At 71.7% G+C, this 24,103-nt stretch carries 24 protein-coding genes; 7 read left to right on the top strand and 17 right to left on the bottom strand.

The window, feature by feature from the left end; all coding sequences use genetic code 11:
- Window positions 1–5: 5 nt before the first annotated feature.
- The 10 genes from AC2XR2_RS42815 to AC2XR2_RS42770 form a co-directional block, all read right to left on the bottom strand.
- On the bottom strand, window positions 6–788 hold the full coding sequence (locus AC2XR2_RS42815; RefSeq protein WP_491518136.1) for a FadR/GntR family transcriptional regulator: 783 nt from the start codon (window positions 786–788) through the stop codon (window positions 6–8).
- Between the two features lie 84 nt (window positions 789–872).
- Window positions 873–1,466, bottom strand: coding sequence for a GTP-binding protein (locus AC2XR2_RS42810; protein WP_330262218.1), 594 nt, complete (start codon window positions 1,464–1,466; stop codon window positions 873–875).
- Window positions 1,447–1,836 carry a DUF742 domain-containing protein gene (locus AC2XR2_RS42805; protein WP_381297652.1) on the bottom strand — a complete coding sequence of 130 codons (390 nt, stop codon included), beginning with the start codon at window positions 1,834–1,836 and terminating at the stop codon, window positions 1,447–1,449. The genes AC2XR2_RS42810 and AC2XR2_RS42805 overlap by 20 nt, the downstream gene beginning before the upstream one ends.
- On the bottom strand, window positions 1,833–2,267 hold the full coding sequence (locus AC2XR2_RS42800) for a roadblock/LC7 domain-containing protein (RefSeq protein WP_330262219.1): 435 nt from the start codon (window positions 2,265–2,267) through the stop codon (window positions 1,833–1,835). Before AC2XR2_RS42800 ends, AC2XR2_RS42805 begins: the two co-directional genes overlap by 4 nt.
- 2 nt (window positions 2,268–2,269) lie before the next feature.
- Window positions 2,270–5,008 carry a sensor histidine kinase gene (locus tag AC2XR2_RS42795; protein WP_491518135.1) on the bottom strand — a complete coding sequence of 913 codons (2,739 nt, stop codon included), beginning with the start codon at window positions 5,006–5,008 and terminating at the stop codon, window positions 2,270–2,272.
- 150 nt (window positions 5,009–5,158) lie between these two features.
- Window positions 5,159–5,554 (bottom strand): Zn-ribbon domain-containing OB-fold protein, encoded by a 396-nt coding sequence (locus tag AC2XR2_RS42790; protein ID WP_491518134.1) that lies wholly within the window; start codon window positions 5,552–5,554, stop codon window positions 5,159–5,161.
- Complete coding sequence (locus AC2XR2_RS42785) at window positions 5,551–6,711, bottom strand: thiolase family protein (RefSeq protein ID WP_491518133.1); 1,161 nt, start codon at window positions 6,709–6,711, stop codon at window positions 5,551–5,553. The genes AC2XR2_RS42790 and AC2XR2_RS42785 overlap by 4 nt, the downstream gene beginning before the upstream one ends.
- Window positions 6,708–8,282 carry an AMP-binding protein gene (locus tag AC2XR2_RS42780; protein WP_491518132.1) on the bottom strand — a complete coding sequence of 525 codons (1,575 nt, stop codon included), beginning with the start codon at window positions 8,280–8,282 and terminating at the stop codon, window positions 6,708–6,710. The genes AC2XR2_RS42785 and AC2XR2_RS42780 overlap by 4 nt, the downstream gene beginning before the upstream one ends.
- 25 nt (window positions 8,283–8,307) lie before the next feature.
- Window positions 8,308–9,798: an aldehyde dehydrogenase family protein gene (locus AC2XR2_RS42775; protein WP_491518131.1), complete on the bottom strand. Its 1,491-nt coding sequence runs from the start codon at window positions 9,796–9,798 to the stop codon at window positions 8,308–8,310.
- A 104-nt stretch (window positions 9,799–9,902) separates the two neighbouring features.
- A complete protein-coding gene (locus AC2XR2_RS42770) occupies window positions 9,903–11,045 on the bottom strand; it encodes an acyl-CoA dehydrogenase family protein (protein ID WP_491518130.1) in 1,143 nt (380 codons plus the stop codon).
- 101 nt (window positions 11,046–11,146) lie between these two features.
- On the opposite strand from AC2XR2_RS42770, the gene AC2XR2_RS42765 reads away from it, so the two are divergent.
- From AC2XR2_RS42765 to AC2XR2_RS42735, 7 genes are all read left to right on the top strand, one after another.
- Entirely contained in the window at window positions 11,147–11,902 is a 756-nt protein-coding gene (locus AC2XR2_RS42765; protein ID WP_391192163.1) for an SDR family NAD(P)-dependent oxidoreductase, read from the top strand.
- Window positions 11,903–11,912: 10 nt separating this feature from the next.
- Window positions 11,913–12,692: an enoyl-CoA hydratase/isomerase family protein gene (locus AC2XR2_RS42760; RefSeq protein ID WP_491518129.1), complete on the top strand. Its 780-nt coding sequence runs from the start codon at window positions 11,913–11,915 to the stop codon at window positions 12,690–12,692.
- A gap of 27 nt (window positions 12,693–12,719) precedes the next feature.
- On the top strand, window positions 12,720–13,874 hold the full coding sequence (locus AC2XR2_RS42755; protein ID WP_491518128.1) for a CaiB/BaiF CoA transferase family protein: 1,155 nt from the start codon (window positions 12,720–12,722) through the stop codon (window positions 13,872–13,874).
- 31 nt (window positions 13,875–13,905) lie between these two features.
- Window positions 13,906–14,817 carry an SDR family NAD(P)-dependent oxidoreductase gene (locus AC2XR2_RS42750; RefSeq protein ID WP_491518127.1) on the top strand — a complete coding sequence of 304 codons (912 nt, stop codon included), beginning with the start codon at window positions 13,906–13,908 and terminating at the stop codon, window positions 14,815–14,817.
- Entirely contained in the window at window positions 14,814–15,362 is a 549-nt protein-coding gene (locus AC2XR2_RS42745) for a DoxX family protein (RefSeq protein WP_491518126.1), read from the top strand. The genes AC2XR2_RS42750 and AC2XR2_RS42745 overlap by 4 nt, the downstream gene beginning before the upstream one ends.
- A gap of 14 nt (window positions 15,363–15,376) precedes the next feature.
- Window positions 15,377–16,534, top strand: coding sequence for an acyl-CoA dehydrogenase family protein (locus tag AC2XR2_RS42740; protein ID WP_491518125.1), 1,158 nt, complete (start codon window positions 15,377–15,379; stop codon window positions 16,532–16,534).
- A 153-nt stretch (window positions 16,535–16,687) separates the two neighbouring features.
- The gene (locus tag AC2XR2_RS42735; RefSeq protein ID WP_491518124.1) at window positions 16,688–17,164 is read left to right on the top strand and encodes an SRPBCC family protein; all 477 of its coding nucleotides are present in this window, start codon (window positions 16,688–16,690) and stop codon (window positions 17,162–17,164) included.
- Here AC2XR2_RS42735 and AC2XR2_RS42730 read toward each other — a convergent pair.
- From AC2XR2_RS42730 to AC2XR2_RS42700, 7 genes are read right to left on the bottom strand one after another with little or no spacing between them, the layout of a single operon-like run.
- On the bottom strand, window positions 17,131–18,246 hold the full coding sequence (locus tag AC2XR2_RS42730) for an acyl-CoA dehydrogenase family protein (RefSeq protein ID WP_491518123.1): 1,116 nt from the start codon (window positions 18,244–18,246) through the stop codon (window positions 17,131–17,133). The genes AC2XR2_RS42735 and AC2XR2_RS42730 overlap by 34 nt on opposite strands.
- The gene (locus AC2XR2_RS42725) at window positions 18,243–19,466 is read right to left on the bottom strand and encodes an acyl-CoA dehydrogenase family protein (RefSeq protein WP_491518122.1); all 1,224 of its coding nucleotides are present in this window, start codon (window positions 19,464–19,466) and stop codon (window positions 18,243–18,245) included. The genes AC2XR2_RS42730 and AC2XR2_RS42725 overlap by 4 nt, the downstream gene beginning before the upstream one ends.
- A gap of 16 nt (window positions 19,467–19,482) precedes the next feature.
- Window positions 19,483–20,631 (bottom strand): thiolase family protein, encoded by a 1,149-nt coding sequence (locus AC2XR2_RS42720; RefSeq protein ID WP_491518121.1) that lies wholly within the window; start codon window positions 20,629–20,631, stop codon window positions 19,483–19,485.
- A complete protein-coding gene (locus AC2XR2_RS42715; protein ID WP_491518120.1) occupies window positions 20,628–21,077 on the bottom strand; it encodes a Zn-ribbon domain-containing OB-fold protein in 450 nt (149 codons plus the stop codon). The genes AC2XR2_RS42720 and AC2XR2_RS42715 overlap by 4 nt, the downstream gene beginning before the upstream one ends.
- A gap of 1 nt (window position 21,078) precedes the next feature.
- Window positions 21,079–21,990 carry an SDR family oxidoreductase gene (locus AC2XR2_RS42710; RefSeq protein ID WP_381297618.1) on the bottom strand — a complete coding sequence of 304 codons (912 nt, stop codon included), beginning with the start codon at window positions 21,988–21,990 and terminating at the stop codon, window positions 21,079–21,081.
- Window positions 21,991–22,013: 23 nt separating this feature from the next.
- Window positions 22,014–22,724: a hypothetical protein gene (locus AC2XR2_RS42705; protein WP_491518119.1), complete on the bottom strand. Its 711-nt coding sequence runs from the start codon at window positions 22,722–22,724 to the stop codon at window positions 22,014–22,016.
- On the bottom strand, window positions 22,724–24,046 hold the full coding sequence (locus tag AC2XR2_RS42700) for a phenylacetate--CoA ligase family protein (RefSeq protein WP_491518118.1): 1,323 nt from the start codon (window positions 24,044–24,046) through the stop codon (window positions 22,724–22,726). Before AC2XR2_RS42700 ends, AC2XR2_RS42705 begins: the two co-directional genes overlap by 1 nt.
- Between the last annotated feature and the right edge of the window lie 57 nt (window positions 24,047–24,103).

Here is a 24,103-nt window from a genome sequence, read left to right as displayed (position 1 = left end):
GACGGTCAGCCGAGCAGGTCCAGGACGGTCGTCATGGACCTGCTGCGCAGCAGGTAGTCCTCGGCCTCCTGGAGATGGACCCGCCACAGTTCCTCCGCGGCCTCGGCGCTGCGCGCGGCGACCAGGTCGACGAGCGCGCGGTGGGCGCGGAAACCCCGCCGGTTGGCCCGGATGTTCTCGGGGCTGCCGGCGTCGAGGTCGACATGGGACCAGTTCGCCTGGTCGATGATGTGCCGGACCATGCCGTTGAGGACGCCGATGGTCTCGTTGCCCGCCAGTTCGACGACGAGTGCGTGGAACTCCATGTGGGCGCGGATGAAGGCCGACGGGTCGTCCATGAGCCCCTCGGCCTCGTCAACGGCGTCCCGCAGCCGCCGCAGGTCCCCGTCCGTGCGCCGCTCCGCCAGCAGACCGGCGCACGGCGCCTCGATCACCGTACGGGCGTCGTACACGTCCTTCAGGGTCGTCCCCCGGTACTCCAGCACCACGCCCGCGTACCGGGCCGCCACCGTGCCCTCCGGGATCTGGACCCGTGCCCCGCCCCGGGCGCCCCGGCGCACGGTGATCAGCGACTCGGACTCCAGCACCCGGAACGCCTCGCGCAGGGTGGGGCGGGACACGGCGAACTCCTCCATGAGGGCCGTCTCGGACGGCAGCGCGTCGCCCTCGGCGAGTTCGCCGCGCACGATCATCCGGCGCAGTCGTGCCGCGACCAGCTCGGCCATCTTGGGGACCCGCACCTGGACGCCGCCCAGCCCGCCTCCGCCCCGTCTTCCGGTCTCACTCATCGCGGGACCACCTCCGTCCGGCCGGCAGGCGCGCAGCGCGGCGCGTACCGGTGGCCCCACTCTACAACTAGATAACTATTTCAACTAGGTTATCGAGTTTGTTCGGATGAGATGGTCGGCCAGGGACAGCAGCAGGTCGCGGCCGACCGACCGTTCCCGCATGTCCCCCATCATCAGCGGGACTTCGGGGTCGAGGTCGAGCGCCTCACGGACCTCGCCCTCGTCCCGGTCCCGGCGACCGTGGAAGCAGTTGACGCCCACCACGAAGGGGATGCGCCGGCTCTCGAAGAAGTCGATGGACGCGAAGCTGCTCTCCAGCCTGCGGGTGTCGGCGAGGACGACCGCGCCCAGGGCGCCGTGCACGAGGTCGTTCCACATGAACCAGAAGCGCTCCTGCCCGGGCGTGCCGAAGAGGTAGACCACCAGCCGGGGGCTGACCATGATGCGGCCGAAGTCCATGGCGACGGTGGTCGTGGTCTTGCGCTCGACGCCCTCGACGTCGTCGACGCCGACACTGGCCACGGTGAGGTACTCCTCGGTGCGCAGCGGCGCCACCTCGCTGACCGCGCCGACGAGGGTCGTCTTGCCGACGCCGAAGCCGCCGGCCACGAGGATCTTGACGGCCGCGGGAGCGGCGCCGACGGTGCGTGAGGTGAAGTCAGAGTCTACGGAGACCATCCCTCACCGCCCTGAGCAGGTTCATGTCCACGGTGCTTCCTGCCGCTACTGCGAGCGGCGGACGGGTGGTCGCCCTGCCCAGGGCGACCAGGTCGTCGATCAGTATCTTGGCCACCGAGATCGGCAGGTCCAGTCCGGCGGCGATCTCGGCCACCGCGGCCGGCGTACGGCACTGCCGCAGGATGGCGCGGTGTTCGGGTTGCAGACCGCGCGAGGAGCGGCCCGCGACCTCCGGTTCGACGGTCGTGACGAGGGTGATCAGGGTGAGGTCGTCACGGCCCGGGGCGGTGCGGCCCTGGGTGATCGTGTAGGGCCGCACGGACTGGGCGTCCGCGTCGTCCGGCTCCAGGCCGTCCGTCCAGTGGCTCACTCACGTACACCGCCCTCGAGGGTGGGCAGGACGACGCGGGCCTCCGCGCCGAGGCGCTGGCCGACCTGCTGCATGAGCGTGTGCATGGCGACGGCCATGAGTTCGGCGTCCACCTCCTGGGAGGCCACGACCGCCAGGTGGGTGCCGCGGCCGGCGGCCGAGATGAACAGCCACAGGTCGGCCAGCTCGACGATGACCTGGTGGACCGGCCCCCCGTCGAAGAGCGTGCCGACCCCGCGGGCCAGGCTCTGCTGACCGGTGGCCACGGCGGCGAGGCGCTCCGCGTCGCCCCGGGCGATGGTGCTGGACTGGCTCACCACCAGGCCGTCGTCGGACAGCACGATGGCGTGCCGGGTGCCCGGGACCTGTTCGACCAGGCCGTCCAGCAGCCAGTCGAGATCCTGAAAAGTGGCGGTCGTGCGCAGCGTCATGGTCAGTCTTCCGTCGGGGAACTTCTGCGGGTCGGCAGGGCGTCGGCGGGGCCGCGGTCTGCCGTGGGGGTCGTACGCCGGGCCATCCGGGACTGGCGTTGGAAGGCGCCGATGGTGGCGCCGGAGCGGGCCGGGATGGGCCGGGGCCCGGCCTCCCGCTCGTCCGAGGGGGGCCGTACGGCCGCGTCGGGGTCACGCAGCTCGTCGGCGAGGCTGGCCTGGCGGACGCGTTTGGGCAGCGGTCGTATCACGTCCGGGCCGGCGGTCCGCGCTGATGCGCCGAGGGCGGCCGGTGCCGGATGGCCCGGCGTCATCGAATGCGCTGGTGCCGGATGGTCCGGCCTCGTCGAATGCCCTGGTGCCGGATGGTCCGGCGTCGAGTGGACCGGGGTGGGGTGGGCCGGCGTGGGCCGGGCCGATGCCGCATGGACCGGTGCCGGGCCGAACGGCTGGGACGGGAGGCGCCGGCGCGGTGGGGTGACCGGGTCCGCACCGTCACCCGGGGCCGCACCGTCACCCGGGGCCGGACCGTCGCCCGGGGCCGGACCGTCGCCCGGGCCCGGCGCGCCGAACTGACGCGGTACGGGACGGGGCCGGCCTGAGCCGTTCTGCAGCCTCTCGCGCAGCGCGGCCGCGCCGGGCGGCGCACCGGTCGTGGCCGGCCGTGGGACACGCGGGTCCGGGTCCTGGACCGCCGCGCCCGGAGCCGACTCGACGTCCGACGCCACAGGATCGGGCACGGGCGCCGGCGCGGGCGGCCAGGAGCTGACGATCTCCTCGACGGGCGCGGAGTCGTCGATGACGACCAGTTCGTCCGGGATGAGGACGACCACCCGCGTCCCGCCGAACGCCGAGGGCCGCAGCTCCACCTGGATGCCCAGGCCCTGCGCGAGCCGGGCGACGACGTACAGGCCGAGTCTCACGTCGTCGGCCCGCGACATCACGTCCATGCGGGGCGGGTCGGCCATCATCCGGTTGACCGCCTCGTACTGCTCGGCGTCCATGCCCACTCCGCGGTCCTCGATCTCCACCGCGAGACCCCGGCCGACCTGGGCGGCGTACACCTCCACGGGAGTCGGAGGCCGGGAGAAGCCGACCGCGTTCTCCATCAGCTCGGCCAGGACGTGGATGACGAGGCCGACGGCGCGCTCGGACAGCCAGACGCGGCCCTGCACCTCGATCTGGATCCGCCGGTAGTCCTGCACCTCGCTCTGTGCGGAGCGCAGCACGTCCAGCACCAACACCGGCTTGCGCCAGCGCCGTTGGGGCTGGCCGCCGCCGAGGATGACCAGGTTCTCCTCGTACCGGCGCAGGCGGGCGGTGAGGTGGTCGAGGTCGAAGAGGTCCTCCAGGACCTCGGGGTCCTCGTGCTTGCGCTCCAGTTCGCTGAGCTTCTTCATCTGGAGGCCGATGAGCAGCTGGGTGCGGCGGGCGATGCGCTGGAGGAGCTTCTCGAAGCCGTGGAGCTGGCCCACCTGGGTCACCGTGGTGTCGAGGGCGGTGCGGCGGGCGAGGTTGAGGGCCCGGCCGAGCTGTCCGAGTTCGTCTCCGCCGTGCTGGATCGCCGGGAGTTCGGCGTCCTGGTCGACGACCTCGCCCCGGCGCAGGCGGGCCACCACGTCCGGCAGCCGGGTCTGCAGGTCCAGGGCGGCGGTGCGCAGGGCGGAGATCCTGCGGCGCAGCATGCGGGTGAACAGGGCGGTGATCAGGGCGACCACGAGCACGGCTACGGCGTTGGTGACGCTCGTGACGATCAGCCGGGTCTCCATCGACCGCAACTGCTCGTCGGTGGCGGCCGTGAGGGTCTTCGCGTAGGCGGCGTTGCGCTCCTGGAGTTGCGCGCTGACCTGCTGGACGCTGTCGCGCCACTTCCGCCCGAGATCCTTGGAGAAGCGGTCCGTGTCGCCGCCGGTGGCGGAGCCCGCCAGCACGGCCTGTTCGACGGCGGTCTTCCTCTTCCAGGCGCTGCCCGCCATGAGCTTGCGGAACTGCCGCGCCTCGTCGTCCGACAGCAGCGGCACGACCTTGTCGTCGTAGATGAACTGCTGGGCGCCGATCCAGGCGGCGAGCTGTGCCCGCTCGTCACCGGTGAACTTGCCGCTCACCGAGGCGCGGGTGAGCAGCGCGTCCTCACGCGAGATCATCTCGGCGCCCCAGTCCTCGTCGATGACCGGGCGCACCAGGTGGTCGATGCCGGGCAGGCCGACGGTGCTGAGTGTGTTGAACACCTTCAGGTGCCGGGAGATCAGACCCGTGTACTCGTCGAACGTCTGCTGCGGCGACGCGGTCCGCCCGTCGACGCCCGCGCGGTAGCCGGCCAGGTTCCGCAGGGCCCTGCCCAGGTCGACGACGTCGCCGCGGATGTCGTCCGGCGCGTTCCACCCGCTGTCGGGCAGCGCCTCGACGGCTTTGACGGCCGCGTCGGTGCGGGCCCGCTGGGCGCTCAGCTGCTTCCGGTACCCGGCGGGGTCGGCCTGGGCCGCCTCGCTCAGCCGTCGTTCCTCCTGGAGGCTGAAGAAGGCCCCCAGGACCGGCCGGGCGGCCTGCGTGGACACGTCGTTGCGGTCCTGCTGGCGTCGCCAGTCGGTGTAGAGCTGTGCGGAGTCGACCGCCCACAGCGCCACCAGGGTCACGATGGGCACCAGGGCCAGCACGAGCAGGACCGTCCGCAGGGCCGGCTGGCGTCCGGCTCGGGGTTCCCGTCGGCCCTGTCTCTTCGACGCTCGGGCATGCACTGCCACTTCAGGACCTCAGCGATGCTCACAGGGGCGGGCCGCCCCAGTGGGGCCCGCACGATGCGGGAGATGCTATCGCTGTAAACCGCTAACTCAATACACTTAGAGTAATCGGTGTTTAAATTGTAGTGAGGTGGTGAGCGACCCGGGGGCCGTTCACCTCTCCGGTACGAAGTACGGCAGCGCGATCTCGTCGGTGAGGGTGCGGAAGTCCACGCGGACGCGCAATCCGATGACGACCCGGTCGGGGTCACCCGCGTCCACGTGCGACAGCAGGGTGCCCCCGTCGTCCAGGTCGACGACGGCCAGCGCGAAGGGCGCGTCGAAGCCGGAGCCGGGCGCCCGGTGCACGACGGTCACCGAGTAGACGGTCCCGCTGCCCGCACTCGGCGTGTACCGCCACTCCCGTGACAGACAGCCGGGACAGGCCGGTTCAGGGACGAAGAAGCGCAGGCCGCAGGCCGGGCACTGCGGCACGACCAGCTCCCCGCGCCGGGCGGCCTCCCAGAACGGCCGGGACAGCTCGGTCGGGACGGGGACGGGCCGGTTCATCGCGTCCTCCCCAGCACGCTCATCTCGTAGTGCTGAGCCCCGGAGCCGGCGTTGCCCACGACGGCCAGTTCCGCGCCCTCTACCTGATGCACCGCCGTGCCGCGCAACTGCCGTACGGCTTCGACCACTTTGAGCGTCATCTGCTGGGTGCCGTTCCACGCGTAGGCCAGACAGCCGCCGTCCGGGTTGACGGGGTGCTTGCCGCCGACGGCGATGGCCCCGCTCGCGGCCAGCGGACCGCCCTCGCCCTCGCCGCACAGCCCGAGGATCTCCAACTGCCGGATGACCTCGAAGGAGTTGGGGTCGTACAGCGAGAACACGTCCACGTCGTGCGCACTCACACCGGCCATCGCGTACGCGCGCGTCGCTGCGTCACGGCCGAGCCCGCCGACCTCCCGGTGCAGGGCCGGGTTGGCGTACGCGGCCTGGTGGTACTCCATGCCGCCGCCGAGCACGGCGACGGGCGGGTGCGGCAGGTCGCGGGCCCGCTCGGCGGTGGTCAGGACGAGCGCGGCACCGCCTTCGCCGACGATGCAGCAGTCCAGCAGGTGGAAGGGCGTGGCCACCATGCGCGAGGCGAGCACGTCCTCGGCGGTGTAGGGGCCGCGCCCGTACATCATCGCCTCCGGGTTGGTGGTGCCGTTGTTGCGGATGGTGGCGGCGACCTCCGCGAGCTGGCGCGAAGTCGTCCCGTACTCGTGCATGTGCCGTGCCGCCACCAGCGCGAACTGGGCGACGACATAGCTGCCCCACACATCGGCGAACTCCAACGCCACCCCGGCCCCGACGGGCCCCGTCCCGCGCGAGACCAGCTTGCAGCCGCCGACGACGACGGTGTCCGAGAATCCGGCCCGGATCGCCGCCGCCGCTTTCAGCAGGCCCCGCGAGCCGGCGTTGTCGAGCATCGAGTCGCTGGTCCAGCGCAGGTCCCGGCCGAGCAGGCGGGCCCAGGAGCTGCCCTCGCCGGGCACGCCGCCCGGGCCGGGCCAGTCGACCTGGGCGCCGTCGACGTCGGCGGGTGTCAGCCCGGCGTCCGCGACGGCGCCGGTCACGGCTTCCAGCGCGAGGTCCATGGCGCCCCGGTCCGGGAGGGACAGCGCCTGTTCGGTGGCGTACACACCGACGACGACCGGCAGGCGACGGTCCGCGGGGGTCATCGTCCCGCGCCGAGCGTGTCGCCACCCGGGTAACCGCCCCCGCCGAAGCGCTCGTCGAGCACCTCGTAGTCCTTCGCGTAGTCCTTGGTGCGGGGCAGGGCGTCGACGAACTCCACCGTCTTCGGCTTCTTGTACGACGCGATCCGCGCCCGGCAGTGCTCGATGACGTCCGCCGCCGTGATGTCGCCCGCGTCCTGGTGGAGCACGACGACGGCCTTGACGTCCTGTGCCCAGCGCTCGTTGGGGACGCCGATCACGGCGGCCTCCTTCACCGCGGGGTGCGCCTCGATGCAGTTCTCGACCTCGGCCGGAAAGATGTTCTCGGCCGCCGACTTGAGCATCCGGGTGGTCGTGCCGAGGAAGCTGATCGTGCCGTCGGCCTCGCGCCGGCCGAGGTCGGTGGTGTGCCACCAGCCGAAACGGAAGCGCTCCTCGTTGATCTCGGGCCGGTTCCAGTAGCCGAGGTGCACGAGGTCACCGCGGACGCAGATCTCACCGGCCACCCCGGTCGCGCACTCCTCGCCGGCGCTGTCCAGGATGCGTACGGCCGTGAAGGGGCCGGGGCGTCCCGCGTTGCCGGTGCCCGTGCCTCCGTAGGCGCCGGTCACGGCGAAGCCGGTCACCTCGGTCTGCCCGTACCCGCGGCCCTCGCCGCCGCCGTTGCGGGTGAAGCGGCTGGTGTCGGTGGGCACGGTGCCCTGCCACAGGGGGGCGGCGACGCTCGCCCGGAGGTGGGAGAGGTCGTGGCCGGCCTCGCGGTTCAGGGCGACGAGTTGCGCGATGGTCGGCGGCATCAGGTAGGCGTGGGTGCACTCCTCCGCCGCGAGCAGCGGGAGCAGTTCCTCGGCGACCACGCGGCGCACGATGACGTTCTTGCCGCCGTGGACAAAGGCAGGGACGCCCCAGAACTGGTAGTTGCCGATGTGGAACATCGGCCCCGCGCCGAGGAAGGCGGCCTCCGCGCCGATGTCCCCCATCCAGGCGGAACTCACGCCCATGGCCAGCAGGTTGCGGTGCGAGAGCATCGAGCCGGACTGCCGTCCGGAGATCGCCGCGGTGTAGATGACCAGCAGCGCGGAGTCGGGGTCGACGTCCGCGGCCGGGTCCTCGGGTGAGCCGGAGGCCAGGAAGGACTCGTAGGAGCCGGGCCCGTCGGTGTCGTGGCGCAGCCACAACGCCCGGTGGTCGGTGCCCAGTTCGGCCCGTGCCTTGGCGACGGTGTCGCCGATCTCCTCGTCCTGCCAGACGACGACCTTGGGGTCGAAGTCCTCGACGGCGAAGGCCATTTCGGGAGCGGCCCAGCGCCAGTAGCCGGGGCAGACCATGGCGCCGGTCTTCGCCGCGGCGCCCAGCAGCTCCCAGATGCGGAGGGAGTTCTGGCCCAGCCACAGGATGCGGTCTCCGGGGCCGACGCCCGCGTCGGTGAGGGCGTGGGCGAGGCGGTTGGTGCGCTCGTCGAGCTGGGGCCAGGTCAGCCGGGTGTCGCCGTCGACGAGGGCGACGCCGTCCGGGTAGGACCTGCGATGTTCGCGGATGAGGTCGCCGAACGTCAGGCGGCGGGCGGGATTCACGGTCGATGACTCCTGTGGGATCTCGTCAGACGCGGCCGACGCCGACGCCCTTGACGTGGATGAACTCCTCCAGCCCGGCCCTGCCGCCTTCCCGTCCGAACCCGCTGATGCCGACGCCCCCGAAGGGTGTGGCAGGTGAGGTGATCGGGTTCGGGCCGGGGTTCACGTAGACCGTCCCGGCCTTCAGGCGCGGCACCAGACGGTTCACGCGGGCTATGTCGCGGGACTGGATGTAGGCGGACAGGCCGTACTCGGTGTCGTTGGCGAGGGCGACGGCCTCTTCCTCCGTGTCGAACGGGGTGAGGGCGAGGACCGGGCCGAAGATCTCCCGCTGGGCGAGGTCGCTCTTGTTGTCGACGTCGGCGAAGACGGTCGGGGAGACGAAGCAGCCGTCGGCGTCGATGCGTTCACCGCCGAGGACGAGACGTCCGGCGCCGTCCTCGACCGCCTTGTCGATGACGCCCTGGACGCGGTCGCGGGCGGCCCGGTCGATCAGCGGCCCGATGTAGGTCGCCGGGTCCAGCGGGTCGCCGACCGGCAGGTGGGCGACGACCCCGGTGACCCGGGCGACCACCTCGTCGTAGATCGGGCGCTCGACCAGCAGGCGGGTGGGCAGCGCGCAGCCCTGGCCGGTGTTGCTCATGGCGAAGGCCGCGCAGTACGGCACGACGGTTTCCAGGTCGGTGTCGGCGAAGAGCAGGTTGGCGGACTTGCCGCCCAGCTCGAACAGGACGGGCTTGAGGCTCTGGGCCGCGGACGCCATGATGCGGCGCGCGGTGGCCGGACCGCCCGTGAAGGAGATCTTGTCGACACCGGGGTGGGTCACCAGGGCCTCGCCCGCGTCGCCGAGTCCGGTGACGACGTTGATCACGCCGTCGGGGATGCCCGCCTCGCGGGCCAGGTCGGCGAAGAGCAGGGCGGAGAACGGCGTGGACTCGGCCGGCTTGATGACCACGGTGTTCCCGGCGGCGAGCGAGGGCGGGACCTTCATCGCCAGGGAGAGCGCGGGTGAGTTCCAGGTGATGATGTGGCCGATGACGCCGTACGGCTCCGCCAGGGTGTACTCGACGTTCTCGTGCGGGCTGTAGGCGGCCCCGACCATGCCCTCGATCTTGTCGGCCCAGCCGGCGTAGTACTCGGTCCACTCGGCGACGTGCGGTCCGACGTTCTCCGCCCAGCCGCCGATGCAGACGCCGTTCTCCAGCGGGCAGATCGCCGCGAAGTCCTGGATGTGCTCGCGCAGGAGCTGCGCGAAGCGGGTGAGCAGTCGGCGGCGCTCGGCGGGCCGCATGGGCCCCCACACCTCGAAGGCCTGCCGGGCGGCGGCCACGGCCCGGTCCACCTCGGCGGGGCCGGCGAGCGGGACGAGGGCCTGGACGCGTCCGGTGGCGGGGTTGACGTGCTCGTACAGCCCGCCGCTGGTGTCGTGCAGGTCCTTGCCGCCGATCACGAGCCGGGGGCGGGGCAGGTCCTGCTCGGCCCGTTCCTGGTGCAGCTTCACATCGACCGTGACCACGGTGCCTCCTGGAGCCCGCCGCCCTGACTTGCGTACAGCTTAAATAGATAACCTATTTAGCCGAACCAATCAATGGAACGGATCGTCAATTAACGTCCCGGCTTTCACAGCCCCAGCGACCGCCCGACGATCTCCTGCATGATCTCCGAGGTACCGCCGAACACCCGCTGGACCCGGCTGTCCCGCCAGATGCGGGCGATCTCGTACTCGTTGATGTAGCCGTAGCCCCCGAAGAGCTGCATGCAGCGGTCGATGACCTCCCAGCCGGTCTCCGTGGTCCAGTACTTGGCGGCGGCGGCCTCCTCGGCCGTCAGCTCGCCCTGGACCAGGGCCATGATGCAGCCGTCGAGGAAGACCCTGGCCACGCCGAGCTTGGCCTTGATGTCGGCGAGCGCGAACCTGTTCGCCTGGAACTGCCCGATGGGCCGGCCGAAGGCGGTGCGGTCCTTGGCGTACTCCAGCGCGAAGCCGAAGGCCCGCTCGGCCGAGGCGAGCGCGGCCACCGCGATGGCGAGCCGCTCGGTGGGGAGGTTGCCCATCATGTGGTAGAAACCGCGCCCTTCCTGCCCGAGGAGGTTCTCGGCGGGCACGCGCACCTCACGGAAGAAGAGTTCGGCGGTGTCCTGGGCCTTCATGCCGACCTTGTCGAGCTTGCGTCCGCGCTCGAAGCCCTCGGCACCGCGCTCCACGACGAACAGGCTGATGCCCTTGTGCCCGGCCTCGGGATCGGTCTTGCAGGCGACGACGACCAGGTCGGCCAGGATGCCGTTGGTGATGAAGGTCTTGGAGCCGTCGATCACCCACTCGTCGCCGTCGCGGCGGGCGGTGGTGCGGATGCCCTTGAGGTCGGATCCGGCGGCGGGCTCGGACAGCGCGAGCGCGCAGATCGTCTCGCCCGCGATCACTCCGGGGAGCCAGCGGGCCTTCTGTTCGGGAGTGGTGAGGTTCATGAGGTAGGGCGGGAGGACGTCGTTCTGCAGGCCGAGCCCGATGCCGACCGCGCCGGTGGCGGCCATCTCCTCGGCCATGATCGCGTTGTAGCGGAAGTCCCGGATGCCCTGACCGCCGTACTCCTCCGGGAACTCCCAGCCGATGAGCCCGGCCTTGCCCGCCGCCGCCCACGCGGCCCGGCCGACCTGCCCGTCACGCTCCCACTCCTCGGTGTGCGGGACGCATTCCCGCAGGTAGTAGGAGCGGGCGGTCTCCCGGAACAGCTCGTGCTCCTCGGTGAAGATCGTACGGCGCATGCTCGGCTCCACTCCCGCATCTCACGCACTCGGCATCTCGCTTATTTAGCTGAAGTAGTTATACGATAGCGCTGTTTCTGGACCTGGGCGAGGGAGGGCGCGTGAGCGTACGGGACAAGGTGGCGCTCGTCACCGGGGCGGGACGGGGCATCGGCGAGGCGATCGCCGACACACTGGCCGCCCACGGCGCCTCGGTCGCCGTCTGCGACGTGGACGCCCAGGCAGCGGCCAAGGTCGCGGCCCGGCTCACGGAACGGCACGGGGTACCCGCCACGGGAGTCGGCGCCGACATCTCCGACAGCGCGGCCGTGCGTGCGGCGGTGCGGCGGGTGACGGCCGAACTCGGCCCGGTGGACGTGCTGGTGAACAACGCGGCCATCGACGTCATCGGCCGGTTCGTCGACAGCGACGAGGAGACCTGGGACCGGATCATCGCCGTCAACCTCCGGGGCACGATCACCATGACCCGGGCGGTGCTCGACTCGATGATCGAGCGCGGCGGCGGCCGGATCGTGCACATCGCCTCGGACGCCGGCCGGGTCGGCTCCTCCGGTGAGGTCGTGTACTCGGCGACGAAGGGCGGGGTCATCGCCTTCGGCAAGGCCCTCGCCCGCGAGGTCGCCCGGCACGCCATCACCGTGAACACGGTCTGCCCCGGACCGACCGACACGGCGCTGCTCGGCCAGGTCGCCGACTTCAGCCAGAAGATGTACGACGCGACCGTGCGGGCGATCCCGCTGCGCCGCGTCGCCCAGCCCGCGGAGATCGCCGGTGTGGTGTCCTTCCTCGCGTCCGACGACGCCGCCTACATGACCGGGCAGACGCTCTCGGTCAGCGGCGGCCTGACGATGGTCTGAGGTGGACACCGTGAGCACCGTGCTGCGTGTCGAACTCCGGGACCGGATCGCCGTGTTGACGCTTGACCGGCCGGAACGGCTCAACGCCATCGGCTCCGAGACGGTGGACCTGCTCACCCGGGCACTGGACGACCTGCGCGACAACGACGACGTACGCGCCCTGATCGTGGCCGGAGCGGGCCGGGCCTTCTCGGCCGGTGCCGACCTGGGCGAGATCGAGTCGTTCACCTCCGCCGGGCAGTTCCGGGCCTTCGTGGGGCGGCTGACGCAGGCGTACGCACTGCTGGAGGACTTCCCCAAGCCGTCCGTCGCCGCGGTTCACGGGTTCGCGTTCGGCGGTGGACTGGAGCTGGCGCTCGCCTGTGACCTGCGGGTCGTGGAGCGCGGCGCCAGGCTGGGCCTGCCCGAGATGAAGCTCGGCGTCCTCCCCGGCGCCGGCGGTACCCAGCGGCTCCCGCGCCTGATGCCGCCCGCGATCGCCAAGCAGATGATCCTCACCGGCGAACCGATCGACGCGGAGCGCGCCTGGCAGCTCGGCCTGGTCAACGAGCTGGCCGAACCCGGTGGGGCGCTCGCCGCCGCCGAGAAGCTGGCCGGCGGACTGACGGCCGGGGCACCGCTCGCCCTCGCGGCGGGCAAGCGGCTGGTCGACTACGGGCTCGGCATGGACCTGGAGGCGGCGATCGCGTACGAGCGCGAGACCGTCTCGGTGCTGTTCACCACCGAGGACCGGGCCGAGGGGCTCAAGGCCTTCCGCGAGCGCCGCCCGGGCGAGTTCCGCGGCGTGTAGGCGTTTCTACGTATCTGGAGGTGGGCCGTGCGGCCACTGGAAGGCATTTCCATCGTCGAGCTGGGCATGTGGGTGGCCGCTCCGGCCGCGGCCACCATGCTCGCCGACTGGGGAGCGGACGTCGTGAAGGTGGAGGCACCGACCGGCGACCCCAACCGGTACACGCTCAAGCACGTCGGCCAGGACATCGACAGCGCGCCCCCGTTCGAGACCGACAACCGCGGCAAGCGCGGGATCGTCCTCGACCTGCGTTCGCCGGACGGCAAGGACGTGCTGGAGCGGCTGCTGGAACGCGCCGACGTCTTCGTCACCAACCTCCGCCCGGGCGCGCTGGAGCGGTTGGGGCTGGACCCGGACGAGCTGCGGGAGCGGCACCCCCGGCTGGTCGTCGGCACGCTGACCGGCTACGGCTGGACGGGTGCCGAGCGCGACCGCGCCGGATACGACGTCTCCGCCTTCTGGGCGCGGCCCGGCATCGCCGGCATGCTCAACCCGGCCGGGGAGCCGCCGCCAGGTATCCGACCCGGGCTCGGAGACCGCACCGCCGCCGCCAACCTGGTGGCCGGTGTGCTGGCCGCGCTGCTCCGGCGCGAACGCACCGGTGAGGGCGGCGTCGTCGACGTGTCCCTGCTGCGTTCCGGGACGTACGCCAACGGTAACGATCTCGCCCTGCAGAACTTCTTCGGCAAGCGTGGCCGTACCCGTCACCGCACCGAGCACGAGTCCCCGCTCTACAACTGCTACCGGGCCGCGGACGACCGCTGGTTCTGGCTGGTCGGCCTGGAGGGCAACCGGCACTGGCCGGGCGTGGTCAAGGCGCTCGGCCGCGAGGACCTCCTTGCCGACGAGCGGTTCGCGACCGGCAAGGCCCGGCGCGGCCACGTACGCGAGCTGATCGCCGTGTTCGACGAGGAGTTCACCAAAAGGCCGCTCGACGAGTGGGCGGCACGGTTCGACGCCGAGGGCGTGTGGTGGGCCCCCGTGCAGACCCTCGCGGAGGTGTCCGCCGATCCACAGGCCGAGGCCGTGGGGGCGTTCGTCGAGCAGCCCGGGATGGGCGACGCGCCGCCACTGCGGACCGTGGCGACCCCGGTGCGCTTCTGGGGCGTGGACGAGAAACCCCGCACCGGCGCGCCGACGCTCGGTGAGCACACCGACGACGTGCTGCGCGAACTCAACTGACCTGACACATCTGCTGCTTTGGAGGTACGGCGTGGGCATCCTCGACGACAAGGTCGCCATCGTGACCGGTGGTGGCCGGGGCCTGGGCCGGGCGCACTGCCTGGCGCTCGCCGAGGCCGGCGCGACCGTGGTCGTGAACGACCTCGGCTCGGGCGTACACGGCGAGCGCACCGGGGACTCCCCCGCCGACGACGTGGTCGCGGAGATCACCAAGCTCGGCGGCCGGGCCGTCGCCAACCACGCGTCGGTCACCGACTGGGCGGCCACCGAGACGATGGTGGCGGACACGGTCGCCGAGTTCGGCCGGCTGGACGTCATCGTCAACAACGCGGGCATCGTGCGCGACCGGATGCTGTTCTCGATGAGCGAGGCCGAGTTCGACTCGGTGATCGCGGTCCATCTCAAGGGCACGTTCGCGCTCACCCGGCACGCGTGCGCTTACTGGCGCGAGGCGCACAAGCGCGGTGAGCGCGTGACCGGTCGCGTCATCAACACGACGTCCGGAACAGGCCTGTTCGGCAACCAGGGCCAGTCCAACTACGGTGCCGCGAAGGCCGGAATCGCCGGGCTCACCGTCCTGACCGCCCTGGAGATGAGCAAGTACGGCGTCACCGCCAACGCCATCTCGCCGATCGCGGCCACCCGGATGACGGACGGGCTGGCCGTCGGCGAGAACCTCCGGGCCACCGGTGACTTCGATCCGCGCGATCCCGCCAACGCCTCGGGGGTCGTCGTCTACCTCGCCTCCGACAGCGCGGCCTGGCTGACCGGCCAGGTCCTGCGGATCGAGGGCAACCGGCTGAACCGGTTGCAGGGCTGGACGGTCGCCGCGGTCCACCCGAGCGAGTCGGGACAGGCCCTCACCTACGACGAACTCGTGGACGCCGTACCGCGGTTGTACGGCGTCGCACCGGCGGGCCGGGCCACCGGAGTGGGCCAGTGAAGGGTCATGACGCCGCCGCACTCGTCCTGCGGGGCACACTCGGTCCGATGCTCTTCGCCCACGGCTGGAACAAGGTCGCGGGGCCGGGCGGCCTCAAGGGCACCACGGGCTGGTTCGAGGCACTCGGCCTCAGACCGGCCGAGGTGCACGCGTGGATGGCCGCCGGTACCGAGATGGCGGCCGGGGTCGGCATCACCCTGGGTGCGGCCAACCCCCTCCCCGCGGCCGCCGCCGTCGGTCTGATGGCCGTGGCCGCGCGCACCGACCACCGGGGCAAGGGCTTCTTCGTCTTCAAGGGCGGCTGGGAGTACGTCGGTGTGGTGGGCGGCGCGGCCGTCGCGCTGGCGGGGCTGGGCCACGGCAGGTACTCCCTCGACGGGCTGCTGCGCCGGCAACGTGCGGGCGTGGGGCCCGCGTTGCTGGCGGCGGGCCTCGGCACGGCGAGCGCGGCGGCACTGCTGACCGTCTGCTACCGGCCCGAGCGCACGCCGGACGCGGCCCCGCCCGACTCGCCCCCACTGGACGAGACACAAACGGATCACTAGATAAGGGAGTCGACATGGACGCGGCTGACTTCAGCGACGTGCTGTCCGAGGTCCGGCGTTTCGTCCGGGACCGAGTCGTGCCGCTCGAGGCGGAGATCGACGAGAAGGACGAGATGCCCGCGGACATCCGCGAGGCGGCCAAGAAGATGGGCCTGTTCGGCTTCGCGCTGCCCGAGGAGTACGGCGGCCTGGGGCTCTCGATGTACGAAGAGACCCAGCTGATGTTCGAACTCGGTTACACGACACCGTCGTTGCGCTCGATGTTCGGGACGAACAACGGGATCGCCGGGCACGTCCTGATGGTCGGCGGGACGGAGGAGCAGAAGGCGCAGTGGCTGCCGAGGATCGCCTCGGGCGAGGTGCTGGCGTCATTCGCGCTCACCGAGCCGGACGCGGGCTCCGACCCCTCGACGCTCACCACGAAGGCGTATCTCGACGGTGACGAGTGGGTGATCAACGGCGCCAAGCGGTACATCACCAACGCCCCCCTCGCCGACGTCTTCATGGTCTTCGCCCGCACCGACCCCGACGCCCCGCGCACCCGCGGCATCTCGACCTTCCTGGTCCCCGCCGGCACCCCCGGCCTGACCGTGGCCCCCCGGGACCACAAGATGGGCCAGCTGGGCGCGTGGACGGCGGACGTGTACTTCGACGACGTACGGGTACCGGCCTCCGCCCTGGTCGGCGGCGCGGACGGGCTCAACCGGGGCTTCTCCACCGCGATGGGCTGCATCGCGCACGGGCGGGTGCACATCTCCGCGCTGATGGTCGGGATGGCCGAGCGCCTGGTCGACGAGTCGGTCGCGTACGCGAGTACCCGCAGGCAGTCCGGACACCTCATCGGCTCCTTCCAGCTCGTCCAGGGCCTCATCGCGGACTCGCAGACCGACTACTACGCCGGCCGGGCCACCGTCCTGGAGGCCGCGCGCGCCTTCGACGCCGGGACGGACACCAAGGTCGGCCCGTCGTGTGCGAAGTACTTCGCGAGCGAGATGGTGTGCCGGGTCGCCGACCGCGCGGTCCAGGTCCACGGCGGCGCGGGCTACATGCGCGGGGTCGCGGTCGAGCGGTTCTACCGTGACGCCCGCCTGTTCCGCATCTACGAGGGCACCAGCCAGATCCAGCAGGTCATCATCGCGAAGGCCCTGCTGGGCGAGGCGGCGCGCGGCTGAACGGGGCGGCGACCTCGGTCGCCGCCCTCACCTGATCGGACCAGCCGACCGGTACCGGACGCGCACCGCGTGGCTACGGTCGAAGAGCACGTGCGCAGCCGAAGAGGCGGTCCGTGCCGTAGACCGAGGTCGTCCGCAAGGAGCGTGATCCGCGTGGCCCGGAACCGCCGTCTGATCCTGAGCTCGCCGTCCGAGGTCTGGAGCCTGCTGGCCGACGGGCACCGCTACGGCGAGTGGGTGACCGGGACGCAGCAGGTCCTCGCCGCGGATCCGCACTGGCCGGAGGTGGGCGCGCGGCTGCGGGTCCGGGTGGGCGTGGGCCCCCTCACGCTCGACGACACCTGCGTCGTCCGCATCTGCGAGCCACAGTCCCGTCTGGAGCTGGAGGCCAGGGCGGAGCCCTTCGGAGCGGCCCGCATCGCCATGCGGCTGATTCCCTGGGGCGAGCACACCCTGTTCGTCCTGGACTGGCATCCCCTCCGGGGGCCCGGCATCCGGATGCACGGGCTTCCCGTGGACTACGCCGTCTCGATCCGCAACGGCATGATGCTGACGAAGCTGGCCCGGATCGCCGTACGCGAGCACGGCGACCCCGCTCAGATCCCGAGCCGGTCCAGCAGCCGCTCGTGATAGACCGCCGGGCCGCCGAAGAGCAGCTGGGAGGACTTGGCCCGCCGGAAGTACAGGTGCGCCGGGTGCTCCCAGGTGAAGCCGATGCCGCCATGGACCTGGATGTTCTCCATGGCGGCGAACATGTACGCCTTGGAGCAGCTCGCGTGCGCGACCGCCGAGGCGACCGGGAAGGCGGCGGAGCACTCGGCGGCCAGCAGCGCGGCCTCTCGTGAGGCGGCCTCCGCGAGTTCGACCTGGACCAGCATGTCCGCGCACTTGTGCTTGACGGCCTGGAAGGAGCCGATGGGCCGGCCGAACTGGTACCGGGTGCGGGCGTACTCCGCGCTCATCTCCAGGCACCGGCGCGCCCCGCCGGACTGCTCGGCGGCGAGCCCCACGGAGGCGATGTCGAGGACGTCGGCCATGACGCGCCCGCCTGCCCCTTCGGCGCCGAGGGCCGTAGCGGGCACGGCGTCGAACGTGAGCCGGGCCATCGCTCTGGTGGCGTCCAGGGTCCGCATCGCCTCGGCCGTCACTCCGGGGGCCGTTCGGTCCACCGCGAAGAACGTGGGTCCGGCGACGGTACGGGCCACGACGAGGATCAGGTCGGCCGTGGTGCCGTCGATGACGAAGCTCTTGTGGCCGCTTATCCTCCAGCCGCCGTCCCCGTCCGGGATCGCGCGGGCGGTGATCAGGGCGGGGTCCCAGGATCCGCCTTCCTCGGCGACCGCGAGGGTGGCGGTGGTCCGCCCTGCGGCGATGCCGGGCAGATGGCGTGCGCAGGCCTCGCGGTCTCCCGTGGCCAGCAGCGCCTGGACCGCCAGGACGACGGTGGCGAAGAAGGGGGCGCAGAACAGGGCGCGGCCCATCTCCTCCAGTACGACGCCGAGTTCGACCGGTCCGAAGCCGTCGCCGCCGTACTCCTCGGGGATCGCCAGGGCCGGCAGGCGCAGCTGGTCGGCGGCCTGCGCCCATACGTCCGGGTCGAAGCGGGGCTCGCTGTCGAGGAGTTTGCGTACGGCCTCCTCGGACGACTTCGCTTCGAGGAACTCCCTGACGGACGCGCGGAGTTCTTTCAGTCCGCTCTCGTCGGCGCTCATGCGCGTGCCTCCTTGGGCAGACCGAGGACCCGCTCGGCGAGGATGTTCTTCATGATCTCCTCGGTGCCGCCGAGGATGCGCAACGCCGGTGTGGCCAGCAGGAGTTCGGACCAGGAGTACATGCCCCAGCGGCCGGTGTCGGCGATGATGCGCGGGCCGAGGCACTCGGACACGAAGTGGGCTGCGCGGGTCAGGTTCTGGCCGTACATCAGCTTGGCGACGGACCGCTCGGGGCCGGGGGCGATGCCGGCCCGAAGGGTGCGCTGGGCGCGGTCGTTGAGGTAGCCGGTGGCCATCGCGTCCACGAGGAGTTCGGCGAGCCGTCCGCGCAGGGCGCGGTCGTCCCAGGTCCAGGTGGCGCGCATGAGGGCCGAGAGGTGGTCCGGGGACAGGGCGGCGGCCACGGGGCCCGCGCCTTCGCTGCCGACCGTGTTGCGCTCGTTCATCAGGGTGGTCAGGGCGACCGTCCAGCCGCCGTCGACCTCGCCGAGGCGGTGGTCGTCGGGGATGCGGACGTCGGTGAGGAAGACCTCGTTGAAGTCGGCGCCGCCGGTCATCTGACGCAGCGGGCGGACCTCGACGCCGGGGGCGTCCATGGGGACCAGGAAGGCGGTGATGCCCCGGTGCTTGGGCGCGTCGGGGTCGGTGCGGGTCAGGGCGAGGCCGATCTGGCTGTGCTGGGCGACCGACGTCCACACCTTCTGCCCGTTGAGCACCCAGCCCTCGCCCTCGCGGACGGCCCGGGTCGCCACGGCCGCCAGGTCGGATCCGGCGCCGGGTTCGCTGAACAGCTGGCAGGCGATGGCGTCGCCGCGGTACATCGCGGGCAACCAGCGCTCCCGCAGAGCGGGTTGGGCGTGGGCGAGGATCGTCGGTCCGATCATGCCGAGTCCGACCACGCCGAGGACCCCGGTGTCCGGGACGTCGTACTCGGACTCGATGCTGTCGTAGAGCAGGTCGTGGACGGGGGTCAGGCCCCGGCCGCCGTACTCGGGCGGGCCGGTGATCCAGCCGAAGCCGTTCTCGTGGCGGGTGCGCTGCCACGCGCGCGCCCGCCGCACCTGCTCCGCCTCCTCCTCGGGCGGGAGGCTGCTGAAGTACGCCATCGAGTCGTCGCCCTCACCCCAGGTGACGGCGGCCCGGTCGGCTGCCTTCGCCGCGTGGGCGTCGAGGAAGCGGCGCGCCTCGGCGGCGAAGTCCCGCATGTCATCCGATTCCATCGCGTTCGCTCCGCTGTCAGGTCGAGAGGATCGTCACCGCCGACGCGCCCGGCGCGCCGTACAGGTGGGTGTAGCCGACGCGGGGGGTGCCGGGGATCTGCCGGTCCCCCGCCGTACCGCGGAGCTGGAGGACGATCTCGTGGATCTGCCGGAGGCCGGACGCGCCGATGGGCTCGCCGTTGCCGAGGAGTCCGCCGTCGGTGTTGACGGGGAGCCGACCGCCGATCGCGGTGGCGCCCTCGGCGATGAGGCGTTCCTGCTCGCCGTCCTTGCAAAGGCCGTTCTCCGCCATGTGGATGACCTCCGACCCGGCGTCGGTGTCCTGGAGCTGGGCGACGTCGACGTCCTCCGGGCCGATGCCCGCGCTTTCGTAGGCCGCCCGGGAGGCGTCCACCGTGGGGCTGTCGACGACCTCGCCGACCGGGAACGAGGGGCTCTGCACCTCGAAGGCACCGAGTCTGCGGCTGCGCAGTGCGGTGGCACGGACCCGTACCGGCTTCCCGGTGTACTTGTGGGCCTGGTCGGCGCGGCACAGCACGATCGCCGCGGCGCCCTCGTTCGGGCCGCAGTACATGAACTGGCGCAGCGGGTAGTTGAGCACCGGGGAGGCCAGGACCTCCTCCGGGGTGAGGGGGGTGCGGCGCCAGGCCTTCTCGTTGGCGGCCGCGTTGCCGAAGTTCTTCGAGGCCACCCGGGCGAGGGTCTCGTGCGAGATGCCGTGCTCGTGCATATAGCGGTTGATCTTCATCCCGAAGAAGTGGGTGGTGAGGAACAGGCCGGTCTGCCCGTACCAGGCGGGGATGCCGGCCACGGACGGGTCGGCCGCGAAGGCGCCGCGCGGGTGCTTGTCGAGGCCGATCGCGATGGTCAGGTCGTGCTCGCCGGTCTCGATGGCGCGGGCGGCCAGCGCGACGGCCGTACCGGCGGTGGCGCAGCCGTTGAACACCCCGCGCAGCGGGATGCCGGTCAGACCGAGCCGTCCCACGATGGCGTCCGGGTTGGCGACCTCGTAGCTGCCGATGTAACCGCCCTGGATCTGCGGCCAGTTGACGCCCGCGTCGGCGAGCGCGAGGCGTACCGCGTCCGCGCCCATGTCCAGCGCCGGTTTCCCGGGGAAGCGCCCGAAGGGGTGGAGCCCCACTCCGATGATGACGGCCTCGGTCACGATGTCTCCTCCTCAGCCGGGGTGAACGCGAACGTGACGACCTCGGTGCCGTCGTCCCGGACGGTGTAGGGCACGAGCGTCAGCCGCATGGGCTGACCGATGCGCAGCTTGTCCGGGTCGGGTCCGGTGAGCCGGGCCTCGACCAGGAGTTCACCCGGGAGTTCGACGTAGCCGACCGCGTAGGGCTCGAAGGCCGCGGGTCCGTCGTACGGCGGTGACGGCGGGCGGAAGTCCTGGGTGGTGTACGTCCACAGGGTGCCGCGGTCGGCGAGCAGCCGCCGCTTCGACTCCGTGCTCGCACACCGCACGCAGGCGGGGGCGGCGGGGAAGCTGACCAGACCGCAGTCGGCGCATTCGGAGCCGATGAGCCGCAGCGGGTTGTCGTCCCCGGGCGGCCAGGTGAACAGGCCCTCGGCGACGGGGAGTTGTTCCGTACGAGTGGTCACCTCAGGCCCCGTTCCGGTTGCCGAGGGCGTCGGCGTTGGGTGCCGCCTTGGCCACCAGGTTCGGGACGACGGAGGACAGTTCCTCGGGGGTCCACCGGTTCTCGGAACCCACGCCGGGGCCGTTGACCCAGCCCTCCAGTACGGTGATCCGGTTGCCGACGACGCCGAAGACCCGGCCGGTGACCTCGCGCGAGGCGGCCGAGCCGAGCCACACCACGAGCGGCGAGATGGCCTCGGGGGTGAGGTCCTGGCTCTGTGCGGCCTGCCGCATCATCTCGATGTCCTCGGTCAGCCGGGTGAGCGCGGTGGGTGCGATGGCGTTCACCGTCACGCCGTAGCGGGCGAGTTCGGCGGCGGCGATGATCGTGAGGCTCGCGAGGCCGGCCTTGGCGGAGCCGTAGTTGGACTGTCCGGGGTTGCCGAAGATGCCGGACGGGGAGGTCGTGTTGATCACCCGGGCGTCGTTGGCGTGACCGGACTTGGCGCGCTCGCGCCAGTGGGCGGCCGCGTGGTGCAGGGTGGCGAAGCTGCCCTTGAGGTGGACGGCGAGCACGCTGTCCCAGTCCTGCTCGGTCATCGACACGATCATCCGGTCGCGCAGGATGCCCGCGTTGTTGACCAGCACGTCCAGGCCGCCGTAGGTGTCCACGGCCTGCTGGACGAGGCGGCCCGCGCCGTCCCAGGTGGAGATGTCGTCCGTGTTGGCCACGGCCTCGCCGCCGGCCGCGACGATCTCGTCCACCACGGTCTGCGCGGGTCCGGCCGAGGCGCCCCCGCCGTCGCGTGCGCCGCCCAGGTCGTTGACCACGACCTTCGCGCCGTGCGCGGCGAAGGCCAGGGCGTGGGCCCGGCCGATGCCGTTGCCGGCTCCGGTGACGACCGCGATCCGGCCTTCGACCACTCCTTCAGACATGCTCAGTTCCTCCATCGGAAAGGTCAGTTGGCCTCGGCGAGCAGAACTCGCGGGTCGTCGCTGCCACACCCGCAGCGGCCCGTGACGAGGCGCCCGGTGATGCCGAGCGGTGTCTCGGTCAGGGGCGAGGTGCGCAGTTCCCCCGCGGCCACGGTCAGCTGTCCGTCCCGCTCGCCGAACCGCCATTCGGCGGCGTTGACATGTGCGCCCTCGCGCTCGGGGCACTCCAGTGCGAGAGCCGGTCCCACCGCCGAGATCACGGAGGCGGTGACTCCCGCCGTGCGCAGGACGGGTACGGCGGCGGGCCGGGCCAGCACGACGGGCGTGGACCGGAACATCGCGCCGATGTCGGCGGAGCCGGAGAGCCCTTCCAGCGTCTGGGCCGACAGGCCGATCACCGCGTGCGGGGTCAGTTCGCGGTGGAAGACCGCGGTGCGGCGGTGGTCCCAGCCCATCGCCTCGGCGATGCCGTACGGCACCTTCAGCGCGCGCAGGGCGCCGACCACCGCGAGTCCCCAGAACCCCTCGAAGCCGGAGGCCGTCAGCAGGGCCCGCTGTCCGGCGGCGAGGCCGTGTTGCCGCAGCCGTGCGGTGGCCCACTCGGTGTCGCGGGCGAGTTCCGCCCAGGTGAGCTCCAGGTCCCGGACGCCGTCGGCGGTGGAAAAGCGCAGGAGGTAGGCGAGTTCGGGGTGGTCGAGCGTCCTGGCGCGGGCCAGGGTGTCGGCGCGGGCCATCAGGTCCTCACCACCCGGGGGAACTTGGCGACGCTGGTCATGGTCTTCAACAGGTCCTCCTCGGTGCGCATGTCGAGCACCGGCTTGACTCCGGTCCGCTCGCGCACGGCCTCGCTCAGGCGTCCGGCCAGGGCGTCGACGTCGCCGGTGAGTTGGGGGTCGTAGCCGACGCGCAGCCGCAGTTCGTCGACCTCGCGCCGGTCCCGGACGATCTGGAAGACGCCCGCGACGGTCTCCGGCTGGTCCTCGACCGCCTGCCAGATGTCCCGCAGCACGACGGAGCGTCCCTGGACCACCGTCTCGTCGCCGCGCCGCCCGGCCACCCACATACGGGCGTGGGTGCGGCCGCAGCCGCAGGTGTCGCGGGAGAGGCGGACGAGGTCCTCGCTGCGGTAACGGATCAGCGGGGCGGCCCGGTTGTCCAGGTCGGTGGCGACCAGTTCGCCGAGATCGCTCTCGGGGACGTCCCGCCAGGCGTGCCCGTCGACCTCGACGCACTCGGCGAAGACGGTGTCCTCCCACAGGTGGAAGCCGTCGTGCTCACGGCACTCCCAGGCGGTGCCGGTGTCGGCGGCGCTGGTGTACTCGTAGACGTCGATGCCCCAGTCGTCGCGGATCCGCTCGCGCATCCTGCGGCTCAGCGGCTGGCCGGCGCAGGAGGCGCCCTTGAGGGAGGAGAAGGCTTCCCTGAGGTCGGTCTTCTCGGCCAGGTGTTCCAGCTCCACCATCTGCGGATACATCATCTGCAGATAGGCCGGTCGGTAGGTACGCAGGGCCTCGACGACCTCGGGCATGTTGCCCATCCAGGTGTCGATCTCGATGACCACCGCGCCCAGCGCCTGGAAGCCGGCGTCCATGAAGTTGCGGAAGGTGCCGGGCGGGCTCAGGACCCGGTCGCCGGGCCTGAGGCCCAGCTCCCACAGGTCCCGCACCTGTGCGGTCACCAGGGGCGGGGCGTCCTGCCAGATCTCGGCGAAGAACTCCGGGTCGCCGGTGGTGCCGGAACTGGAGGAGACCGAGGTCAGCTCCTCGACCGGGACACACAGCAGGCCGGCGAAGGGGTCGCCGGTGCGGCTCCGGTAGGCGCGGATCATGTCCTTGGTGATGAACGGGACGCGTGCCCGGAAGTCCTCCAGGGAGCGGATGTCCCGCGGGTGGGTGCCGTGCTCGTCCCACAGCTCGCGGTAGAAGGCCGAGTTGGCGTAGGCGTACTCCACGAGCTCCAGGAGCCGTTCCTGCTGCCGCGCGCGCAGTTCCTCGCGCGGCATGGTCTCCACCTGGGGCTCGAAGTACCTGTCAGCGGTGTCCCTGTCACCGACCATGGCGCCTCCTCGCGGCTCAGTGCCCAGATCTTCCAGCTATCAGCGCAATCAGTCAAC

This window comes from Streptomyces sp. LS-MS-L19, assembly GCF_058382285.1.
The sequence above is the reverse complement of the archived record's forward strand: the minus strand, read 5'-3'. Positions and strand labels throughout refer to the sequence as shown.